This is a genomic window from Chthoniobacterales bacterium, from assembly GCA_035274845.1.
Classification (GTDB): domain Bacteria; phylum Verrucomicrobiota; class Verrucomicrobiia; order Chthoniobacterales; family UBA10450; genus AV80.
In genome coordinates, this window is the sequence record DATENU010000010.1 from 176,368 (window position 1) to 200,004 (window position 23,637).

General features: G+C 61.4%; 10 protein-coding genes. All 10 read left to right on the forward strand.

Annotation, left to right across the window (positions count from 1 at the left end; all coding sequences use genetic code 11):
- Window positions 1-23: 23 nt before the first annotated feature.
- Window positions 24-2,447 carry an ABC transporter permease gene (locus VJU77_06080; GenBank protein HKP02918.1) on the forward strand — a complete coding sequence of 808 codons (2,424 nt, stop codon included), beginning with the start codon at window positions 24-26 and terminating at the stop codon, window positions 2,445-2,447.
- 62 nt (window positions 2,448-2,509) lie between these two features.
- Window positions 2,510-4,924: an ABC transporter permease gene (locus VJU77_06085; protein ID HKP02919.1), complete on the forward strand. Its 2,415-nt coding sequence runs from the start codon at window positions 2,510-2,512 to the stop codon at window positions 4,922-4,924.
- Window positions 4,925-4,965: 41 nt separating this feature from the next.
- A complete protein-coding gene (locus VJU77_06090; GenBank protein ID HKP02920.1) occupies window positions 4,966-7,566 on the forward strand; it encodes an ABC transporter permease in 2,601 nt (866 codons plus the stop codon).
- A gap of 38 nt (window positions 7,567-7,604) precedes the next feature.
- Window positions 7,605-10,166, forward strand: a complete 2,562-nt coding sequence (locus tag VJU77_06095; protein ID HKP02921.1) for an ABC transporter permease — start codon at window positions 7,605-7,607, stop codon at window positions 10,164-10,166.
- A gap of 155 nt (window positions 10,167-10,321) precedes the next feature.
- Window positions 10,322-11,284 carry a hypothetical protein gene (locus VJU77_06100; GenBank protein ID HKP02922.1) on the forward strand — a complete coding sequence of 321 codons (963 nt, stop codon included), beginning with the start codon at window positions 10,322-10,324 and terminating at the stop codon, window positions 11,282-11,284.
- Between the two features lie 76 nt (window positions 11,285-11,360).
- Window positions 11,361-13,787, forward strand: a complete 2,427-nt coding sequence (locus VJU77_06105) for an ABC transporter permease (protein HKP02923.1) — start codon at window positions 11,361-11,363, stop codon at window positions 13,785-13,787.
- A 43-nt stretch (window positions 13,788-13,830) separates the two neighbouring features.
- Window positions 13,831-16,254 carry an ABC transporter permease gene (locus VJU77_06110; protein ID HKP02924.1) on the forward strand — a complete coding sequence of 808 codons (2,424 nt, stop codon included), beginning with the start codon at window positions 13,831-13,833 and terminating at the stop codon, window positions 16,252-16,254.
- Window positions 16,255-16,338: 84 nt separating this feature from the next.
- On the forward strand, window positions 16,339-18,753 hold the full coding sequence (locus tag VJU77_06115) for an ABC transporter permease (GenBank protein HKP02925.1): 2,415 nt from the start codon (window positions 16,339-16,341) through the stop codon (window positions 18,751-18,753).
- A 22-nt stretch (window positions 18,754-18,775) separates the two neighbouring features.
- The gene (locus tag VJU77_06120; GenBank protein HKP02926.1) at window positions 18,776-21,175 is read left to right on the forward strand and encodes an ABC transporter permease; all 2,400 of its coding nucleotides are present in this window, start codon (window positions 18,776-18,778) and stop codon (window positions 21,173-21,175) included.
- A 36-nt stretch (window positions 21,176-21,211) separates the two neighbouring features.
- The gene (locus VJU77_06125; protein HKP02927.1) at window positions 21,212-23,635 is read left to right on the forward strand and encodes an ABC transporter permease; all 2,424 of its coding nucleotides are present in this window, start codon (window positions 21,212-21,214) and stop codon (window positions 23,633-23,635) included.
- Window positions 23,636-23,637: the final 2 nt, after the last annotated feature.

The window sequence follows — 23,637 nt, forward strand, 5'->3', positions numbered from 1 at the left end:
AAATTCCAAAATCGAAAATTCTTATGATCGATCTCCGCTTCGCTCTCCGCCAACTCCTGAAGTCTCCCGCGTTCACGCTTCTTGCCGTAGTCACCCTCGCGCTCGGCATCGGGATGAACACCGCCATCTTTAGTCTAATCAACGACCTGTTCCTGAAAGGCCTGCCGTTTCAGGACCCAGATCGTCTCGTGGTTCTCGAGGCCGAAGCGAAGGAGCGAAATCTCTCGCAATTGCCAATGAGCGTCCCGCGTTTTTGGCATTTCCGCGATGGACAAACCATCTTCACCAGCTTCGCGGCGGACACGGGCACAGGCTACATCCTCACCGGCATAGGCGATCCGATTCAATTGTTCGGCGCCAATACGACCGCGAACTATTTCGATACCCTCGGCATTCACCCGATCATGGGCCGGACTTTTCTCCCCGAGGAAGAAATGAAAGCCGACGTCGCGCTCGTCACCCAGAATTTCTGGCGGAAATATTTGAACTCCGATCCGCAGGCGGTCGGGCGCAACATCAATCTGAACGGCGTCGCCACGACGGTCATCGGTGTGCTCCCGAATCTTCCGGTCGCCTGGTTCGGACGCGACGCCGCCGTCTTCACCGCCAAACCGTTCCAGCTGCCAGGCTTGACCCAGGAACGGCTGATGCGCGGCGTAAGTTTTCTGCGCGTGGTCGGTCGCCTCAAGCCGGGAGTAACGGCGGATCAGGCCGTCGGCCCTCTCCAGATTCTGCAAAAGAGTTATCGGGAAGCCCGGCCGGAAGCGGCAGATAACAGCTGGTCGCCGGTGGTTAAGACCGCCGCGGAGGATGCGACTGGCAATTTACGCCAGCCTTTTTTCGTTTTGCTCGGTGCCGTCGGGTTCGTTTTGCTGATCGCCTGCAGCAATGTCGCCAATCTACTGCTCGTTAGGTTCACTGGCCGCCGTCGTGAGATTGCGTTACGGATGGCCCTGGGCGCGTCGCGCGGCAGCGTCGTCCGCCTTTTCGTTTTTGAGAGCGTCCTCGTCAGTTTGATCGCGGGCGTCGTCGGCACCTGTCTCGCGCTTTGGGTTGTTTCGGTAATTCCAAAACTCGCCGGGCGTAATTTCCCGCTCGAGGCCAGCCTGTCGTTGAATACGCCGGTCCTGCTCTTCACGCTCGGTCTCTCGCTCCTCACGGGGTTCGCCATGGGTCTCTATCCGGCCTGGCAAAGTTCCCGCGCCGATTTGGTCGATGGCTTGAAGGATGGCGGGCGGGCCATGACCGGCAGTCGCGGCCAACAACGATTTCGTCGCGGCCTCGTCGCGGTGCAGGTGGGATTGTCGGTTGTGCTTCTCGCCGGCGCGTCGCTACTGATCGCGAGTTTCGTGCGCCTTAGCCAGCAGGCGTCAGGAATTAATCCGGAACGCCTTTGGGTCGGCTTCATCGGCCTTCCGCCGGGGCAATATCCCGATCCCGCCGCCAAGGCTCTCTTTGTCGATCGCCTTCTGGCGGAATTGAAAAACTCGCCTGGAATCGAGCTAGCTTCAGCCGGCGATGGAGTGCCGCTCGGCGGCGGCCAGTCTCGTTCGCCCTACGCGCGGGTGGATGGCAACCCGGTGGCGGTCAATCAACGTCCGCTGGGCCTGACCCGCAGCGTGTCGCCGGGATTCATGAAAACGTTTGGGATTCCGTTGCTCGCGGGCCGCGATTTCGACGAGCGCGATGGATTCGACAAACCAAACGTGGTCATCCTGAGCAAGTCGACCGTGCAGAAATTGTATCCGGGCGGCGAAGATCCGATCGGGAAACAGATATTCTTCGGCACCGACAACAACACCGGTCTGCCGGCTGAAGTGATCGGCATTGTGGGCGACGTGCGCTCGATTCGTTTGGAACAGGCGAACGACATTGAGTTTTACCGGCCCTGGCCGCAACGCTCGAATCAATTCCTGGCAGTCACGGTCAAGACGGCGTTCAAGCCGGAGGCAGCGACCAGTACGGTTAAGAATGCCCTGGCGAAAGTCGATCCGGCGTTGCCGATCATTCAGCCGCAGACCATGAACGAGATTATCGGCCAGTCATTAATCCAACAGCGGTTAATGATGACTCTTCTCGGTGTGTTCGCGGCCATCGCATTGGTCCTGGCGATGGTCGGGATTTATGGCGCGGTCGCTTACACGGTCGAGCAACGGACGGGCGAGATCGGGGTGCGGATGGCGCTTGGCGCGCAGACTGCGGATGTTCTGCGACTGGTCGTCAGGCAGGGCATGAGTCCGGTAGTCATCGGGCTGGTCCTGGGTGTGGGCGCGGCTCTTGGCCTGGGCCGATTGATCACCGCGCAACTCTACGAAGTTTCGGCCCACAATCCCGTCCTGCTTGGCGCAACCTCAGCCGTGCTCGCCCTCGTGGCGCTCCTGGCCTGCCTGATTCCCGCCCGCCGCGCCAGTCTCGTGAACCCAATCGAAGCTCTGCGCACCGAATGAAGAAGAAGTGACATGTGACGAGATGAACCAATTGAATCGAAAACCGAAAATCGAAAATTCCCATGAAAGACTTCCGCTACGCTCTGCGCCAGCTGCTTCGCCAGCCTGGTTTCACCATTATCGCCGTCGTCGCGCTCGCGCTCGGGATTGGCGCGAACACCGTCCTCTTTTCCGCGATCAACACCCTCTTTCTGCGCCCGCTCTCCTATCCGGAGCCGCAGCAGCTCGTCCGCGTCTGGGGTTCATTCCCGGAACGCGGGCTCGATCGCGCGAATGTTTCCTGGCCGCGTTTCCAGGCCTGGCGCGATCAACAGCAGAGCTTCACGGAGTTTTCCGCGCAGTCGTTTACCGGTTTCACCATGACCGGCCGGGGCGAACCGCAGAACGTCAACGGCGTTCGGATCACTGAGAATTTTTTCCGCGCGCTCGGACTCCAGCCGCTTTTTGGCCGCATGTTCACGCCGGAGGAAGACAAGCCCGGTGGTGCGAATGTAGCGGTTCTTACCCATTCGTTCTGGCAAAAACAATTCGGCGGGGACCAAAACATCCTCGGGCAATCAGTCACGCTCAACGGAGTGCCCTACACCGTCATCGGCATTCTGCCGGCCTCGCTGAAGTTTCCGTTTATTCAAACCCACATTTTTATCCCGCGCGTGTTTGACCAGGAGGGAATACCGGCCGACATCCGAGACCGCGGCACCGGTTATCTCACGATTCTCGCCCGAATGAAGCCGGGAGTGACCAAGGAGCAGGCCGAGCAACAGATGCGGATCGTCGATCACCGTTACCAAACGGCGCAGCCGGACAAGGTGGACGCCAAGGCCGGGATGAGCGTGGTCTCGCTGCATGAAGATCTCGTTGGCCGCCAGCGTCCGATGTTGCTTACCCTTTTCGCCGCGGTTGGCTGCGTTTTGCTGGTCGGTTGCGCCAACGTCGCGAATCTGATGCTGGCCCGGTTCATGGGTCGCCGGAAAGAGATCGCCATCCGGACCGCGCTTGGCGCGACCCGGGCGCGCATCATCTTCCAATTCCTGGCGGAAAGCATTCTAACCGCCGCAATCGCGGGCGTCCTGGGAGTCTTGCTCTCAATCTGGGGACTCGATCTCCTGAAAAAGGTCGTGGAAGACTTCCTGCCTCGGGCTCGTGAGATCTCGCTCGACGTCAACGTGCTCCTGTTTGCGATCGGCCTTTCGCTCATCACCGGCATCATCCTCGGCCTGGTCCCGGCGCTCCACGCGTCGCGAAGCGATCCGATCGATTCGCTGAAGGATTCCTCGCGCGGCAGCACCGGACGCCAGGCAGGGCGCTTGCGCGCCGGATTGCTCATCGCCGAAGTCGCTCTCTCGCTCGTCCTCGTCGTCGGCGCGGTCTTGCTGGTCGACAGTTTCCGGCGTCTGCAAAACGTCGATCCCGGTTTTCGCGCCCAGGGAGTGACGACCTTCTTCGTCGGTTTGCCGCCCGGCTCTTATCCGGATGAGGAACGCCAGGCCTTGTTCTTCCAAAACGCGATCGACAAGATCAAGGCGCTCCCCGGCATCACAAACGCCTCCGCCGGCTCGAATCTTCCCGCCTCCGATAACGGCAACACGCGGTCGCCCGCCGCGGTGGAAGGCCGGCCGGTGCCAGCGGTGAGCGATCGACCTCTCGCGGTGCGCTCCACCACCAGCCCCGGCTTTTTCGAAACCCTCGGGATTCCGATCAAACAAGGCCGCGACTTCACCTGGCAGGATCGCCCGAACGCTCCGCTCGTCGTGATCATCAACGAAACGATGGCGAAGAAATTGTTCCCCGGCGAAAACCCCATCGGCCGGCGTTTGATTACCGGGATCGCTTCGATCCCGCGCGAGATCGTCGGCGTCTCCGGCGACGTGCGGGCGGAGAACCTATCCCTGCCGCCGGGACTGGAAATGTATTATCCGGCCGCCCAAATCGACGGCGCGTTCCTCAGCGTGATCGTGCGGAGCGAACGTCCGGCTTCGAGCCTGCGCTCGGAGTTGATCGGGGCCGTTCATTCGCTCGATCCGGGATTGCCGATCGACCAGGTCCAATCCTACACTGAACTGCTTTCCAATGCTTCGGCCGATCGCCGGCTGATGATGTATCTCCTCGGCGGATTCGCCGGCCTCGCGCTGGCTCTCGCCGGGATGGGAATTTATAGCGTCATCGCCTATGGCGTGGCCCAGCGGACAAACGAATTTGGAATTCGTTTCGCGCTCGGCGCCGCAACCCGCGACGTGATTGGGCTGGTGATGAAGGAGGGCCTGCGCCTCTCGATCGTTGGACTGGTCGTCGGCGTTGGACTTTCGCTGGCCGTCACCCGGTTGATGCAGCGGCTCCTTTTTGAGGTAAGCCCGCGCGATCCGTGGCTCTACGGCGGCGTGGCGCTTTTCATCTGCGCCGTCGCCGCGCTCGCTTGTCTGGTTCCGGCGATGCGCGCGACGCGGATCGATCCGATGCAGGCGCTGAGGACAGAGTGAAGAGAGTGACGTGTGACGAGTGACCTGAGGAAAGACCTTCCATGATCCAGGATTTTCGTTTCGCGTTTCGTCAGCTTTGGAAAACGCCCGGATTTACGATCGCGGCCATCGCCGTGCTCGCGCTCGGAATTGGCGCCAACAGCGCGGTCTTTAGCCTTGTCCACACGATTCTGTTCGCGTCGCCAGGTTATGCGCGCCCCGCGGAAGTGCTGAAGATCTACTCGCAGGATAAGACAAACCCGAACAGTTTCCGCGCGTTTTCCTATCCCAATTTCCTCGATATCAGGCAGGACAGGACGGCTTTCAACGACGTGCTGGCCTACCAGATGGTGAAAATCGGGATTGGCGACAAGGGCGACACCCGTCGCGCCATCGGGAATGTGGTGAGCTCAAACTTCTTCTCCGTCCTGGGGGTGGCTCCCGTGCTTGGCCGCGCGTTTTTGCCGGAGGAAGAAACGCCGGGCCGCGGCACGCGAGTCGCCGTAGTGAGCTATAACTATTGGAAAAAGCACGGCGGAAATCCTGCCATTCTCGGATCGCAGATCACGCTGAACGGCCGCCCCTTCACGGTCGTAGGCGTCGCGCCGGAGGGTTTCACCGGCACGATGCACCTCTTTGGAACCGAGGTGTGGTTGCCGCTCGGCGCCCGCGAAGATGCCATGAAAGCCTTCGAAGCGGCTGATAGGACCGCGTTCGGTGACCGGGCCGGCCGGCATTTGATGCTGGTCGGGCGATTGAAGCCGGGCGTAACCAAAAAAGCGGCGGAGGCGGTGCTTAAAGGCATCGCCATGAATCTCGAGCAGGCCTTCCCAGTCGAGCAGAGAGATCAAACATTTATCGCGGGCCCCTTGCCGCGCTTCAGCACAAGCAACACCCCGTATGGAGAGATCCAGGTCTTCTCCGCGCTCGCCGCCCTCCTCTTCGGTATGTCGGCAGTCGTGCTCCTGGTCGCTTCGCTCAATCTCGCCAACATGCTCCTCGCTCGGGGCACAGCGCGCCGGAAGGAGATTGCTATTCGTCTCGCGCTGGGCGCCGGTCGCGGTCGGATCGTTCGCCAGTTGCTCACCGAAGGACTCGTCCTCGCGGTGCTCGGTGGCGCCGCCGGGATTATCCTCGCGCTCTGGTCGTCGGACCTGCTGGTCGCGTCGCTGGGTCAAATCCTGCCGATTGATCTGATCTGGTTCGGCGGTCCAAATCCAATGCTCGTCGCCGCGACTCTGGTGTTCTCCGTCATTGGAACAGTCTGCTTCTCGTTAGGGCCGGCGCTGAAACTGTCCCGCGCCGCCCTGCTCGACGACCTGAAAGAACATGCGGGCGAAGACGTGGTCGTGCGCCGCTGGAAATTTCTGCCGCGCAATCCGCTTGTCGTAGTCCAGTTCGCTGTTTCGCTCGCGCTGGTCACGGCCGCGGCGCTTTTCATTCGCGGCGCCGGAAAGGCCGTCAATATCGACACCGGCCTGAAGATGGAGCGCACATTCCTGGTCGAAGTCGATGCGAGCCTCGGCGGATATGGTCGAGCGCGTGCCCAGGAGCTTTATCGGACGGTCGAAGAGAAGTTGTCGGCGCTGCCCGGCGTGGAAAGCGCCAGCATTTCCGCGACGATGCCGTTTGGCATGTTTTCGGCCGGCAGGCGCGTGCAACGGGCGGGTTTTCAACCGCCCCCGGATGCAAAACCTGCTCCCGCAGCTGATGGGCTGGCAGATGACGCCGGGTGGTCCAGGTGGGCCAGCGTGGGCGCGAACTATTTCAAGACGGCCGGCTTGCCTCTGCTGCGCGGCCGCATCTTCACCACCGCCGAGGCGACGCAGTCCGGCGGACCAGCGGTCGCGATTACAGATGAGACCCTCGCAAAAAAGCTCTGGCCCGAAGGTGATGCTTTGGGCCAGCGACTGCAAATCGCACGAGAGAATGGGCCGAAAGCGGAAGAGGACGGCCGGAGCGGAGCCAGTGCTGCGGAGGCGAAAGGTGACATCGCGCCCGGTGATAGCCTAGAAGTGATCGGCATCGTGCCGCACACGCCCGACGCCTTCACCGATACAGAGTCGGTGAATTGGATATACGTTCCGTTCTCGCGCTCGTTCCAGAGTGACATCTACTTCCTGGTAAAATTTTCGCCGCTTCCGCGCGGAGGCGAAGCGGACGCCGCGGCTCTGTTGCGCCGCACCATCGCCTCGGTCGATTCCGCACTGCCGATCCTCTCAATCCAGACATTCGAGCAGCTCCTCGAAGGCCATTTGCAGCTCTGGCTTATTAAAGCTGGGGCGGCGGTGTTTTCCGTCTTCGGCGCCCTCGCGCTCGGGCTCGCGGTCGTCGGCTTGTATGGGGTGAAAGCGTACTCCGTCGCGCGCCGCACACGTGAAATCGGCATTCGTATGGCGCTCGGCGCCCAACCCGCCACGGTGCAGCGCATGATTTTGCGGGAAGGATCCGTCATGCTGGCGACCGGACTGGTGCTCGGGCTGCTGCTCGCGCTCGTGACCGGACAAATCGTGGGCAGTTTGCTCTACCAGGTCAGTTCGCTTGACCCGCTTGCGTTCACCGTTGCGCCAATGGTCCTGACGCTCGCCGGCTTGATCGCGACATGGCTGCCCGCGCGCCGCGCCACCAAGATCGATCCGATGACAGCATTACGGACGGAGTGAAGAAAGTGACATGTGACGAGTGACGTGAGGAGAGAGCAATGATTAACGATTTCCGCTTCGCATTTCGACAGCTCTGGAAAGCGCCGGGGTTTACCATCGCAGCCGTCATCGTGCTCGCGCTCGGGATTGGGGTAAACACGGCGATCTTTAGCCTGGTTAACGTCATGGTGTTGCAGCCGCCGCCCTACCAGCGGCCGGCCGAGGTCGTGCAGCTCTTTTCCCAGGACAAGAAGGACCCGAAAAACTTCCGCGCCTTTTCCTATCCGACCTACCGCGATATTCGCGATCAGAACACGGTCTTCTCGGGCTTGCTGGCGCATGACGAAAGCGTCGTGGGGATCGGGGAAAAGGGAAACTTTCGCCGCGCGGTGGTCGACATCGTCAGCTCGAATTACTTCTCGGTCCTGGGCGTGATGCCGGCCTACGGACGTTCGTTTCTTCCCGAAGAAGAGAAACCCGGCGTGGGGACGCGCGTCGCGGTGGTGAGTTACAGCTATTGGCAAAAACGTGGGCGCGATCCTTCGCTGCTCGGGAGCGCGCTGCTGATCAACGGCCAGGCCTACAATGTAATCGGGATCATGCCGGAAGGATTTACCGGGACAGAGAGCGTCTTTTCCCGGGAAGCGTGGCTGCCTCTCGGAGTCTATGACGAGATCATGAGTGCTCAGGGGGCCGCACGAAGCAGCTCTTTGAGCGACCGCGGGAGCGAACGCCTGATGATTATCGGCCGGTTCAAACCGGGAGTCACGGCCGAGACAGCCCTGCCGGCTTTGAAAGGTCTCGCCAACAATCTCGAGGCGGCATTTCCCGTCGAACAAAAAGATCAGACTTTTCTTAGCGCGCCGCTCAACAAATTCGCCACGAGCACCGCTCCTTCCGAAAACGATCCGGTCCCCACCATCGGCGCCCTGCTCGTCGCGATGGCGGGCGTGGTCCTGCTCGTCGCCTGTTTAAACCTGGCCAACATGCTGCTCGCGCGCGGGACAGCGCGCCGGAAAGAAATCGCGGTCCGTCTCGCGCTCGGCGGAAGCCGCGCCCGCATCGTCAGGCAACTTCTCACGGAGGGGTTTGTGCTCGCGCTGCTCGGAGGGGCGGGTGGGTTGCTCCTCGGCCTTTGGTCATCCGACCTGCTCGTTGCTTCGCTGAGCAGGATTTTGCCCATGGACGTCGTCTGGTTGAGCGGATCCGACCCGATGGTTCTGGCCGCGACCCTCGGCTTCTGCTTTGTGGGAACAATCTGTTTTGCGCTCGGCCCGGCGTTGAGCCTTTCGCGCGCTGCGGTCATCGAAGATTTGAAACAACAAGCTGGCGAAGACGCGTTCCGGCCACGCTGGAAATTTCTGCCGCGCAATCCGCTGGTCGTGGTGCAGATCGCCTTTTCTCTTGCCCTGCTCACGGCCGCCGCTCTCTTCGTTCGAGGCGCTGCGAGCGCGGCTGCGGTTGAGACAGGGTTTAAGGCGAAGAATGTTTTCCTGGTCGAACTCGATGCGAGCCTCAGCGGCTTCGATCAAAAGCGCGCCCTCGATCTCTACCGAATGGTCGGCGAAAGATTTGCCGCGTTGCCCGGAGTGCAGCACGCCGGTGTCTCGGCCACGGTTCCGTTTGGAATCAACACGGTCCGGCGCAGCGTGCTTCGCGCAGGTCTTTCGCCCGCTCCCGAGAACAAACCGGCCACCGCAGCTGAAGGACGAACCTTTAGCCCATTCTGGAACAGCGTGGGCGCGGATTATTTCGCGGCCGTCGGATTGCCGTTGCTTCGTGGCCGGGCTTTTACCGTTGCGGAGGTCACCGAAACCGGCGGACCGGCGGTGGCAGTCATTGACGAAGTCCTGGCGAAAAAATTGTGGCCCGATGGTAATGCCCTGGGGCAAAGCATCCAGTTCCCGGTGCGGGAAGGCGCTGCGCCGGAAAAAACCGAGGAGAACAGCGGCCAGATCAAGCGGGGCGAGCCGATCCGAATCATCGGCATTGTGCCGGCGATCAAGAACCGGTTGTTCGAAAAGGAGCCACTTGGTTCTCTCTATTTGCCTTTTGCGCGCGGCTTTCAAAGCGACGCGTTCTTCTACGTGAAATTTGCCTCGCTCGGCAGCGAATCAGCCACGGCGGACCTTCTGCGCCGCACGGTGCAAAACGTCGACCCGCTCCTTCCGGTTTTGGAACTGCGGACGTTTGAAAAACACATGGATGGCAATCCGCAGCTCTGGATTGTCCGCGCCGGGGCCGCGTTGTTTTCTATTTTCGGCGCCCTGGCCCTCGGCCTGGCGGTGGTAGGCGTCTATGGCGTGAAAGCGTATTCCGTGGCGCGGCGCACGCGTGAGATCGGCATCCGAATGGCGCTCGGCGCCCAAGGCAAGACGGTGCAGTGGATGATCCTGCGCGAAGGCTTCGTCATGGTCGCGGCGGGCGTTGTTCTTGGATTTCTCCTCGCGCTCGGCACCGGAAAAATCGTCAGCGCCATTCTTTTCCAGGTCAGCTCGACTGATCCTTTCGCTTTAATAATCGCCCCCGCGGTCCTGATGGCCGCGGCTTTGCTCGCCACGTGGCTGCCCGCGCGGCGCGCCACCAAAATTAGCCCCATGGCAGCACTGAGAACGGAATGAAGGAAGGTGACAAGTGACCTGTGAAGAGTGACAAGATCATGAAAACGAAATCGCACCCAACCATTCCCTTAATCCCTCGTTCCCAAACTTTGTTTGGGAACACACTTGTCACGGCAACTTTGTTGCCCCCGCAGCGAAACAGAGTTTCCAAGACAATGGCAGTCCCAAACACAGTTTGGGAACGAGGAGTCCTGGCACTTTTGCTCATACTCCTCTCGCTGGCCCTCCCCACTGCTCAGGCCGCCCCCGGGACGCGCGACGAGATCGAACAAACATTCCACGTTAAACCCGGCGGCGCTCTGAAAATCGACGCCGACCTGGGCAACGTCGAAATAACCACGTCAGAATCGGATACGGTCCGGATCGAGTTCGTCCGCGAATTCAAAGTCCCAACCATACAGGAAGCGAACGAGCTGCGGCAGAAGGTGCAGGTGGAGATGGGACAGCACGAGACCACCGATAACCCGCAAAATTCGGTTAACCTGAACGTTCGCTATACCGGCAGTCGGCACGGCCGCGAACGCGACAAAGTCCGGCTTGATTTTCGGATCGCGATGCCGCGGAAGTTCAATCTCGAGATGCGCACGGTCGGGAGCGCGAAGATCGGTGACATCGAGGGTTGGGTGAAAGCGCGAGTGAACGGCGGTAGTTTGCAGCTGGGCAAAGTGGGGGAACGCCTTTCCGCGCGGGCGAATGGCGGGAGCGTCAGCACGGGAGATGTGGGCGAGCTGGATGTCGAAAGTCGCGGCGGTTCGGTTTCGGCCGGACGCGTAAGTGGCAAAGTCCGGGCCGTCGCGGAAGGCGGCAGCGTTTCGATTACCGAGGCACTCGATGCCGTTGACGCCCGGGCGGCAGGCGGGTCTGTCGCGGTTTACATTTCGAAACAACCGGGATCCGACTCGCGCTTGATCGCGGAGGCAGGCAACGTCGATTTGCGGTTGCCGGCCGCGATCGCGATCTCACTCAATGCCGAGTGCAGCGCTGGACGCATCAACAGCGATTTTGCCGTCTCGGGAATTGTTCATACGAGCGAGACCCGGCTCACGGGCGACATCAACGGTGGTGGCCCGGCCGTCCTCGTTCGGGCTTCGGCTGGCAATATCAACCTGCGAAAGTAACGCGATTCTATAGTTGCCTTACCCTCCGAATGAGCTCCGCCATTCGAAAATCGAAAATCGAAAATCGGAAATTCCCATGAGCGATCTTCGTTACGCCTTTCGTCAACTACGCAGAGCTCCCGGATTCACCGCGACGGCGCTCGCGACGATCGCGATCTGCCTCGGCGCGAACCTGGCGATCTTCGCTGTGGTCAATTCCATCCTTCTCCAGCCGCTCCCGTTTCCGAATGCCGATCGGCTCGTCTCGATTTACAACACCTATCCGAACGCCGGCGTGGAAAACGACGGATGCTCGCTCACGAATTACTACGAACGTCGCGGCAACATTCCCGCCTTCTCCAGCCTTTCGATTTACAATAATCGGAGTGAAACCGTCGGCGAACCGGGTTCAACCGAGCAGGTAGAAATCACCCGGGTCTCACCAGAATTCTTCGCCACTCTCGGCGTCAGCCTGGCGATGGGCCGCAGCTTCACTGAGGAAGAAACAACGGTCTCGGAACAAACTGCGGTCATTCTGACTGACGCCTACTGGCGTCAGCGCCTGAATGCGGATCCCAATATTCTTGGCCGCGATCTCCGCGTGAACGGCCTTACGAGAAAGATCGTCGGCGTGTTGCCGCCTGGTTTCCGGTTCCTCTCCACCGAAGCGCTTGTCTACCTGCCGGTCCGATCCCAACCCGAGGACCGCACTCCGAAAGACCGGCATTCCGGCGGAGGCGATAGGCGCATGATCGCGCGGTTGAAACCGGGCGCCACTATCGCGCAAGCGCAAGCGGAGATAGACGCCCACAACGCCGCGGTCGAAAAGGATAACCCGGAAGCGAAGATGATGGCGGAGGCCGGCTTTCGTTCGCCCGTGCTCTCACTCCACACGGAGCATGTTCGTTCGATTCGTCCGACGCTTCTGCTGCTCCAGGCCGGCGTCTTTTTTCTCCTGCTCATTGGCGCCGTCAATTTGGTGAATCTGTTGCTGATCCGCGCGAGCGGGCGCGCCAAAGAAATGGCGATCCGGCAATCGATGGGCGCGGGCCGCCGGCACGTGGTGACTCAGGTAATGACGGAAACGGTGGCGCTCACTTTAGCGGGCGGCGTGCTTGGCGTGATGGTGGGCGCGTGGGGAATTCATCTCCTCGAAATTCTCGGCGCCAATCGTTTGCCGCTCGGCGCCCACATCGCATTTGATGGCTGGCTCGCATCGCTTGGGCTCATTGGCGCGGTGATTCTTGGCATTGTGCTCGCCGCGCCGATCGCCTGGTTCAATCTGAGCAGCCATTTGGCGGATTCGCTTCAGTCCGAATCGCGCTCGGGAACGGTCAGCCGCGCCGCCCAAAGTCTGCGGCACGGGTTCATCATCGCGCAGATCGCGCTCGCCTTTGTTCTTCTGGCCGGCGCTGCCTTGCTCGGGCTCAGTCTGAAGAAGGTCATGTCCGTTTCTCCAGGCTTCCGCCCCGATCATGTTCTGACCGGCGAGTTCACATTCCCGTGGATACCTAATCCGGAACACCGCCTCGAAGCCGTCGATCGTTTGCTGGAATTGATCCGCCAGCAGCCAGGCGTGACCGCGACGGCTGCCATCACCAACCTTCCGCTCAGCGGCAATAACGGCAAAGGCGCATTCGCACCGAAGGGCTATGTGGCGCCGGCCGGCCAATCGCTTCAGGGTCACTATTCGTATGGCGTCACCGGCGATTACTTCGCCGCGCTCGGCATTCCGTTGCGCGAAGGCCGGTTTCTAAACTCGGATGACTCCCACCGGCCGGAACGAGTCTGTGTTGTGGATGAAGATTTTGCCCGCCGTTATTGGCCCAACGGCAGCGCGCTTGGTCAAAGCGTGGTGGACCCCGGCGAGAACGATAATGCGAAACTGATGACGGTTGTCGGCGTGGTCGGGCCGGTAAGACAGGCCGCCCTCACGGAGGCGCGCGGCCAGGGCGCGGTTTACCTGCCGTTTCATCGAGAGAACTCCTATTATTTCGTGATTGCCCGCACCAGCCAGCGCCCCGAAGCGTTCGCCCAGACCCTGCGCAAACTGGTTCACGCGGCTGATCCTGAGCTTGCGATCGATAACATCCGCTCGATGGAAACGCGGATCGACGACAGCCTCATCACGCGGCGCTCGCCAGCGATGCTCGCCGGAATCTTCGCGGGAGTGGCCCTGCTTCTGGCGGCGATCGGAACCTACGGCGTCCTCAGTTACGCGGTTGTGCAACGCCGCCGTGAGATCGGTATTCGGATGGCTGTGGGCGCGCAACGCGAACAGATTAGCGCGCAGTTCCTCAAGATCGGTTTGCGTCTGCTGATCGCCGGAACCGTTCTCGGCTTTATCGGGGCCGCCCTCACGGGGCGCGCCATGCAAAGTGTCCTTTTCGATGTGCCGCCGCTCCATCCGGCGATGTTCGCGGCGACGGCCGCGATCATGACGATTATTTGCCTGGTGGCTTGCTGGCTGCCCGCGCGCCGGGCCAGTCGGACCGACCCCATGGAAGCTCTCCGCGCCGAATGAATTCTGCTAATCGAAAATCCAAAATCGAAAATCGAAAATTCCGATGACCAATCTTCGCTACGCCTTTCGCCAACTGCGCAAATCGCCCGGGTTCACGATCACGGCGCTCGCAACCATCGCAATCTGTCTCGGGGCGAACGTGGCGATCTTCGGCGTCATCAATTCCATTCTTCTCCGGCCGCTTCCATTTCCGAATGCCGACCGGCTCGTCACGATTTACAACACTTATCCGAAAGCCGGCGTCGAGAACGACGGCTCCTCGATCACCAACTATTTCGAACGGCGCGGCAACATCCCGGCCTTCGAAAGCCTTTCCATTTACATGTCGAGAGCCGAAACGGTCGGTGATCCCGGTTCGATGCAGCAGGAGGAAGTCGTCCGCGTCTCGCCGGAATTTTTCACAACCCTTGGAATAAGCCCCGCGGTCGGGCGCAGCTTCACGGAGGAAGAATCGGTCGCGCAGAAGAACGTCGTCATCTTGACGGACGGCTTTTGGAGGAAGGAGTTCGGTGCCGATCCAAAAATATTGGCCCGCGATACTCGCATAAACGGTATCCCAAGAGAGATCGTTGGCGTTCTGCCCCCTGAGTTTCGTTTTCTCTCTTCCGAGGCGCGCGTTTTTGTCGGGTTAAAAACCGACGCACTCCAGCGTGGACCGAACGCGCGTCATTCTGGCGGCGGCGGCACGCACCTGATTGCGCGCTTGAAACCGGGTGCGACGATCGCGGACGCACAAGCCCAGATCGACGCTCACAACGCCGAAATGGAGAAGGACAATCCGCAGGCAAAAATGATGGCCGAAGCCGGCTTCCGTTCGCTGGTGGTTCCGCTGCATGCCTACCACGTCCGATCTGTCCGCCCGACCCTTTTGTTGCTGCAGGGCGGCGTCTTTTTCCTTCTGCTTATCGGCGCGGTGAACCTCGTGAATCTTCTCCTGATTCGCGCGAGCGGTCGCGCGAAGGAAGTGGCAATCCGGCAATCGATGGGCGCGAGCCGGTGGCACGTTGTGAAGCAGGTGATGATCGAGACGGTGTTGCTGACGTCGGTGGGCGGCGTCATGGGATTGATCATCGGAGCGTGGGGGATCCGGCTCCTGGAAGTTCTCGGCGCGGATCGTTTGCCGCTCGGCGCGCGCATCGCGTTCGACGATTCGCTCGCCGTCGTCGGGCTCCTCAGCGCGATCGTCCTTGGGATCGTGATCGCGGCGCCAATCGCCTGGTTCAACCTGCGCAGCCATCTCGCGAATGCGCTTCAATCCGAGTCGCGCTCCGGCACAGTCAGCCGCGCCGCGCAACAACTGCGCCACGGCTTCATTGTCGCCCAGATCGCGCTCGCCTTTGTTTTGCTCGCGGGAGCGGCGCTCCTCGGGCTGAGTTTGAAAAACGTCATGGCGGCTCCGTCCGGTTTTCGGGCCGAGCACGTTCTCACCGGCGAGTGCGCCATCTCGTGGCACGAAATTCAGAACCGCGTCGCCACCTTCGATCGCTTGCTGGATTCGATCCGGCAACAGCCGGGAGTCGTTTCCGCGGGAACGATCACCAGCATTCCGCTGAGCGGCGATAGCGGCAAGACGGCCGTCACACCGAAGGGCTATGTGCCGCCGCCCGGTCAATCGGTGCACGGTCATTATTCGTATGCCGTCCACGGTGATTACTTCTCGGTTCTCGGCATCCCCCTGCGCGAAGGACGTTTTCTCATCTCCGAAGATTCCCATCGATCGGAACGCGTTTGTGTGGTGGACGAAGATCTGGTGCGCCGTTACTGGCCCACCGGCGGCGCGCTCGGCCAGAAGATCGCCTTGGGCGACGAATCAGATGATGCGCACCTCTTCACGATTGTCGGGATCGTCGGGTCGGTGAAACAAGCCGAGCTCACCGAGCCCTCGGGACAGGGCGCCGTCTACCTGCCTTTTTCGCAACGGGAGAGCAATAGTGTTTTCATCGTGACCCGCACGAGCCAGCGTCCGGAAGCATTCGCCGAGACGTTGCGAAAACTCGTCCACGCGGCGAATCCGCAGCTGGCGGTCGATAACATCCGCTCGATGGAAACGCGTGTCGCCGACAGCCTCATCGCGCGGCGCTCGCCGGCCTTGCTCGCCGTAATTTTCGCCGGTGTCGCTTTGCTCCTGGCAGCGATTGGAACCTACGGCGTTCTGAGTTACGCCGTCGCGCAGCGGACCCGGGAGATCGGGATTCGAATGGCGGTCGGCGCGCAGCGCGAACAAATCGGCGCGCAGTTTCTCAAGATCGGTTTGCGGTTGTTGATCGCCGGGAGCGTGTTCGGCCTGATCGGGGCCGCGATCTGCGGGCGCGCTCTGCAAAGCATCCTCTTCAATGTTCCGCCGCTCCATCTCGCCACGCTGTTGACGACGGCGGCAATCATGACGGTCGTCTCCCTGATTGCCTGCTGGCTGCCGGCTCGCCGAGCGAGCCGCACCGATCCAATGGAAGCTCTCCGCGCCGAATGAAGAAGGAAGTGACCTGTGACGAGTGACAAGTGACAAGATGAACCCGGCCAATCGAAATTCGAGAATTGAGAATCGAAAATTCCTATGATCACCGATCTTCGCTCCGCCTTTCGTCAACTTTCCAAATCGCCGGGGTTCGCCTTCATGGCCATCGCCACGCTCGCCGTCGCGATTGGTCTCAACACGGCGATTTTCACCGTCGTTCACGCGCTCTTACTCGATCCATTTCCTTATCCGAACTCGGACCGCCTCGTGCAGTTGCGGCAGCAGAAACCGCACGTTGAGCCGGAGCCGCGCACGAATTACACCGGGCGCGAGTTTGGCGCGTTTCACGAACAGGCGCGCAGCTTTTCGGGTTTGGCGGCGATGGAGCCAGTTTCGCGCAACGTCACCGTCGGCAATCAGGAACCCGAGCGTGTCGGCGGCGCGAAAGTGACGGCGGACTTTTTCACCCTGCTCGGCATCGCTCCGCAGCTTGGGCGAACCTTGTTACCGGAAGAGCAGGGAACTGGCGGACCGCGCGTGGTCGTGATCGGCCAGCAGTTGTGGAAGAACCGATTTGGCGGCGATCCGAATATCGTCGGCCGTACGCTCGAGCTGGACGCGGAGCCGTTCACGATCGTCGGCGTAATGCCGGCGCGCTTTCAGTACGCGAACACGGCCTTCTGGTTCCCGTTCCCGTTTGAAATGCAAAACGCGCCGCAGCGCTGGTACACCGTGATCGGCCGGCTCGCGTCCGGTGCGACGATCGCTTCCGCCAACGCGGAGCTGAAGACACTCGCCGGGCGTTTCGTCCAGACGCAACCGGGAGTCTCGGATTATTCCGGCTGGACCGTCTTCGCGCTTCCGTTGCGTGATGCGCTTCTTGGAAGTGTCCGGACAGCGGTGATCGTTCTCACCGCGGCGGTCGCACTCGTCCTGTTGATCGCGTGCGCGAATGTGGCGGGGTTGTTGCTCGTCCGGTCGAGCACGCGCCAGCGGGAGATCGCAATTCGCGCGGCCATCGGAGCCAGCCGTGCGCATTTGTTGCGGCAGTTTCTTTTTGAAAGCGGTGTGCTCGCGTTGATTGGCGGCGCCCTTGGAATTCTTCTCGCGGCCTGGAGTATCGAGCCATTGATCAAGCTCTTGCCGGAAGCCGGACTAATCGATGGCGGGATTCCGGCGGAGACTTCGATCCACTTGTCGGCGCCGGTATTGTTATTCGCGGTCGGCGTCACCTTCGCGACGACATTGCTCTTCGGGTTGTGGCCGGCATGGCAGGCCTCGCGCACGGATGCGGGACTTGCGCTGCGTCTTGGCGATCGCTCCGGACAGGGGGGACGCCAGCCCCTCCGCGCGGCGCTGATTGTGACCGAGATCGCCCTGGCTGTCGTGCTCCTGGCCGGCGCCGGATTACTGTTGCGCAGCTTCGCCCAGCTGGTCTCCACGGATCCGGGGTTCAGACCTGAAAAGGTCCTGACCGCTCGGATCAATCTCCCGCCGGCTCGCTATGACAAGGCCGGCGCGGTCTCCAGTTTCGCGGAGCAACTGACCGCGCAGATTGCGACGCTGCCGGGCGTGAACGCAGCCGCAGCCGTGTCCCATCCGCCCTTCTCATTCGCCGACCGGTTCCCGTTCGCGGTGGAAGGCAAGACCGCGACGGAGCAACGGTTGAGCGCGGACAACCGCGTGGTGTCGCCGAACTATTACGACGTCATGGGCATTCCGCTCCGGCGCGGGCGCGCGTTTACCGATCACGACCGGGCCGATCAGCCGGGCGTTGTGATAATTAATGAAGCAATGGCGCGGCGAACCTGGCCGGATGAGGATGCGATCGGCAAACGCATCATTGTTTACGTCGCGGGCCAGGAATTCCCGATGACGGTCGTCGGGATTGTGGCCGATTCGCGCCAGCTCGATCTCGAACAAGCGACCGCGCCCGAGATGAATTTCCCGATGGCGCAGATGGCGAGGATGCTGCGGCGAATCAATATTGTCGTGCGGACGAACACGGAGCCGAACAGCCTCGTGCCGGCGATTCGCACCGAAGTCGGGAAGATTGATCCGCAGCTTCCGCTCTACAACATCACGACGATGAGCGCGGCGGTGAGCGATACGGTCGGTGTCCGGCGCTTCGCCATGGCGGTGCTCGGGTTGTTTGCGGCGGTGGCGCTGCTTCTCGCGCTTTCGGGGATTTACGGCGTAATCGCTCACGCGGTTGCGCAACGCACCCACGAGATCGGGATCCGAATGGCGCTGGGCGCGGCGCGCGAGGACGTCCTGCGCATGATCCTGGGCGAAGGTGGCCGACTCGCGCTGGCCGGCGTCGGGATCGGGATCGGCGCTTCGTTTCTGCTTACGCAATGGCTTCGCACCCTGCTCTACGGCGTGAGCGCCACCGACCCGCTCACCTTTCTTGCCGTCGCTTTGCTCCTCCTTTTTACCGCGATGTTCGCCTGCTGGATTCCAGCTCGGCGCGCCTCGCGTGTGGACCCCATGATCGCCCTTCGCTCCGAATGAGATTCATCAATCGAAAATCCATATGCTAAACGACTTCCGTTACGCGCTCCGTCAGCTCATCAAAGCTCCAAGCTTCACCTTCGTCGCCATCATCACGCTCGCGCTCGGGATCGGCGCCTGCACGGCGATCTTCTCCGTCGTCAACACGGTGCTTCTCCGCCCGCTCGACGCTCCGGATTCCGACCGGCTGGTCGTGATTCGCGAGACGCAATTGCCGCAGTTTCCGGAGTTCTCCGTCTCGCCACCAAATTATCTCGACTGGGAAAAACAAACGAAGTCGTACGAATACCTCGCGGCCTATACCGGCGCATCCTTGAACCTGACCGGCGAAGGCGAACCGCAGCGGCTTGTCGGCCTGAAAGTGACCGGGCATTATTTTGATGTCTATGGAGTGAAGCCGGTCCTCGGGCGCCTGTTGCTTCCGGAGGAAGACGCGCCTGGAAAAAACCACGTCGTGGTCCTGAGCCATGGATTTTGGCAGCGTGTCTTTGGCGGCACGAAGGATGTGATCGGCCGCTCGGTCCAGCTCAACGGCGAGCCGTACCAGATCGTGGGCGTGGCGCCGTATCTCGGAATCGCGAGCAAGGTCGATGTCTGGACGCCGATGGCGTTTAAGCCCGACGAAACCGACAACAAGGCGCGCGGCGGGCACTACATCAACGTCTGGGGCCGCCTGAAGCCCGGCGTTACGGTGAAGCAGGCAAAAGCCGAGCTCGATGTGATTGCCAACCAGCTCGCCGTCCAATATCCCGACCCGCAGAAAGGATGGGGCATTTTCATGATGCCGCTCCAGGATTATCTCGTCCGCGACGTGCGGCCGGTTCTTTACACGCTACTTGGGGCGGTCGGCTGCGTTCTGCTGATCGCGTGCGCAAATCTGGCCAATCTTCTTCTCGCCCGCGCCACCGCGCGCCATCGCGAGATCTCCATTCGAGCGGCGCTCGGCGCCGGCCGTGGCCGCCTGGTCCGGCAACTTCTGACTGAAAGCGTCGTGCTCGCGCTTTGCGGCGGAATCGCCGGGATCGTTCTGGCGAAATGGGGCCTCGATCTGCTTCTGGCGCTCGCGCCCACCACTCTTCCCCGGAGCACTGAGATCCATCTCGATTCCGGCGTTCTCCTGTTCTCGCTGGCGCTGAGCATCGTGACCGGCCTCTTATTCGGAATAGCACCAGCATGGCTCGCGGCTCGCGCGGATGTGAACGAAGCGTTGAAGCAGGGAACTCGCGGCTCGACCGAGGGCGGCGCGCGCGGCCGGCTGCGTAGCGCGCTTGTCGTCGCCGAAGTGGTCCTGGCTCTTGTTCTGCTCGGCGGCGCCGGGTTGCTCGCCCGCAGTTTCATGCAACTTGCCCACGTCGATCCCGGTTTCATCCCGGAAAACGCGACCACGCTCCGGCTCTCGTTGCCGCAGAAGAAATACGCCGAGCCAGAACAACAAAACGCGTTTGCCAACGCGCTGCTCGAACGCCTGAAAGACTTGCCCGGCGTGCAGGCGGTCGGCATTACCCATTCGATGCCGCTCGTCGGTGATTACGTTCTCGGCTTTAACATCGAGGGCCGGCCGCCGATCGACCCCGCCGATCTGCCGAACACGAACTATTACGCGGTCACGCCGGATTACTTTCGCGCCATGGGAATTCGGCTCGTGCGCGGCCGAGGGTTCACTCCGCAGGATGACGCGAAAGCGCCGCGCGTGGCGATTATCAACGAAACGATGGCCCGGCAATTTTTCCCGAACGAAGATCCCATCGGCAAACGGATCAACATCACGAATGGACCGGACACCTGGCGGCAGATCATCGGCATCGTCGGCGACATCAAACAATACGGCGTGGACAAGGCGACCAGCGCTCAATCTTACGAGCCGTTCGCCCAGGTCCCGTTCAGCTCGATCAACGTCGTAATCCGGACGAAAGGTTCGCCGGCCGCTTTGCTCAGTGCGCTTCGTCCCGCGGTTTACGCAGTCGACAAAGACCAGCCGATCAGCACGATTCGCCCGCTCGAAGAAATCATGGCCGACAGTATTTCGCGGCAGCGTTTCGCGATGACGTTGCTGACCGTATTTTCGGCCGTGGCGCTCGTGATCGCAGCGGTCGGCATTTACGGCGTGATGGCTTACAACGTCGTCCAGCGGACCGGCGAATTCGGGATTCGGATGGCGCTCGGCGCGCAGCAGGGTGACGTGCTGCGGCTGGTTCTGACGCAAGGCGGCAAGCTAATTGGCCTGGGTCTGTTGATCGGGTTGCTCGCCACGGTCGCCGCTTCCTACGCAATGCGCTCGATTCTCTTCAACACCAGCGCCTTCGATCCGCTCACCCTGACCACCATCACGCTCGTCCTCGCAGCGGTAGCCCTGGTCGCCTGCTTCTTCCCCGCGAATCGAGCCACCAAGGTGAACCCGATCGAGGCGTTGAGGGCGGAGTGAAGAAAGTGACGAGTGACATGTGACGAGTGACGTGAAATGACGGACTTACGCTACGCCTTCCGCCAGTTGATTAGATCGCCGAGCTTCAGTGCCACGGCGATCATCGCGCTCGCCCTCGGGATCGGCGCCACGACAGCGATGTTCGCGGTCATTTACGCATTTCTGCTCCGGCCGCTGCCGTACACGGATCCGGACAAACTGGTCATGCTTCAATCGCGGGGAACCCGCACGGGAAATGATGTCGGCGTAAACTATCTCGACTTCGTCGACTGGAAGAAACAGAGCCAGAGCTTCTCGGACATCGCCTTTTTCAATCTCCGCTGGAACGGCAATATCGAATCGCCCGGCGGAATGACGGAGACGCTCAAGACCACTTTTACGACCGCGAACCTGTTCTCGTTGCTCGGCGTCCAGCCGATGCTGGGGCGCGATCTCACTCCTGCCGATGATGAAGAGAAGGCGCCGAAAGTCATCATGATCAGCGAACGGGTTTGGAAAAAAACCTTCGGCGGCGATCCGAACGTGATTGGGCGCACTATCCGCCTCGACGGCGGCACACCCCGCACGGTGGTTGGCGTTATGCCCGCTGGATTCCGTTTCCCGGTCCAGACCGACCTCTGGGTCCCGATGGCGTCCGTCTTCGGCAAAACCACCAACCGCGAGTGGCGCGCGGATCAGGCGATGGGCCGGCTCAAACCTAACGTCACGGTTGCGGAGGCGCAGGCTGAAATGACGCTGATCGCCCAGCAGCTGGCGCAGCTGTATCCGAATACCAACAAGGAGGTGGGCGCGGCGGTCGTGCCCTTGCGCGATCATACCACCGGCAATGTTCGATTCTCGCTGGTGCTTTTGCTCGCCTCGTGCGGCGGCGTGCTTCTGATTGCGTGCGCAAACGTTAGCCAGCTTTTGCTCGCCCGCGGCACGACAAGCGAACGCGAACTTTCCATTCGTGCCGCCCTTGGCGCCAGCCGCTGGCGGCTTGCTCGACAGGTCCTTGCGGAAAGCGCCTTGCTCGCGATCAGCGGCAGTATCGCGGGCGCGTTGCTTGCGTTCTGGCTGGTCGGCAGCGTTGCCGCCGCGATCCCGGTCGAGCTTCCGTTCTGGATTCGGATCGATCTGAACCCGAGCGTGCTGATTTTCGCCATCGGCATTTCCGGCCTCACCACTTTGCTCGCGGGATTTCTTCCGGCCTGGCAGTCCGCGCGGGTCGAGATTTCGCAATCGTTGAAAACATCGAGCGGAACGGTGGCCGGCACGGGACGACGGGCGCGCGAGCTTCTTACGGCCGCGCAGGTGGCGATTTCGGTGATTCTCCTCGTGGGAGCGAGTCTCGTTCTCCGCAGTTTGCTCAAATTGAATGAGGTGAATCCGGGATTCGATCCTCACCAGACGGTGATGATGGAAGTGAACCCGACCTACGTCGGCGATGAACCGTCGCAAACGCGCGCCGATCGTTACGCGCGCCTGCTCCAGCGAATCAGCCAGTTGCCGGAAGTGGAGTCGGCCGCAGCCAACAACAGCCCGCCCTTCGTCCCGCAACGACCGTGGAACCGCCTCGCCTTCACCGCCGAAGGTCAATCGGACGACGAACAACGCGCGAACCCGCGCCCCAATTTCCAAACCGTGAGCCCGGAATATTTCCGGCTTCTCCGCATTCCATTGCTGCGCGGTCGCGCGTTCCAGGACAGCGATACGATGGAAGCCACGCGCGTTTGCGTGATGAGCCAGCGGCTCGCCGAGAAAGTTTTCCCGGGCCAGGACCCGCTCGGCAGACGCATCACCATGGGCAGGCCCGACGATGAAGGCGGTCCGAATTGGATGACCGTGGTCGGCGTGGTGGGCGACGTGCGTCACCAGGCGCTGGGAAATGAAGCCGGGCCGGATCTTTACAACACGAGTCTCCAACTCGCCTGGAAGCAGATGCATTTTCTGGTGCGAGTGCGCGAAGGAATCAAGCCGCTGAGCATCGTGCCGTCGCTCCGCAAAGAAATGGCGGTCGTCGCGCCGGAAGTTGGCGTTTTCAACTTCGTTTCGTTCGGGGACGAGGTGACAAACTCTCTCTGGCAACAGCGGCTCCGCGGATGGCTCCTGGGATTTTTCTCAGTGGTCGCTCTGGCGTTGGCGGCAACGGGGTTGTATGGCGCGATCGCCTACGGCGTCGCGCAACGGACCCGTGAGATCGGGGTGCGGATGACGCTCGGCGCCGATCGTGCCGCCGTTCTGCGACTGGTGCTCGGACAGGGAATGCGCGCAGTCGCGTTCGGAATTCTGGCCGGCGTGGGCGGCGCCCTTCTGCTTTCGCGCGTGGTGAGCGCATCGCTTTTCGGCATTAACGCGAACGATCTCGCCAGTTACGCCGGAGCGACTCTTCTCCTCGCCGCCACCGCGGCAATCGCCGCCTTGATTCCGGCGCGCCGCGCCAGCCAGGTGAATCCGATGGAAGCGCTGAGAACAGAATGACG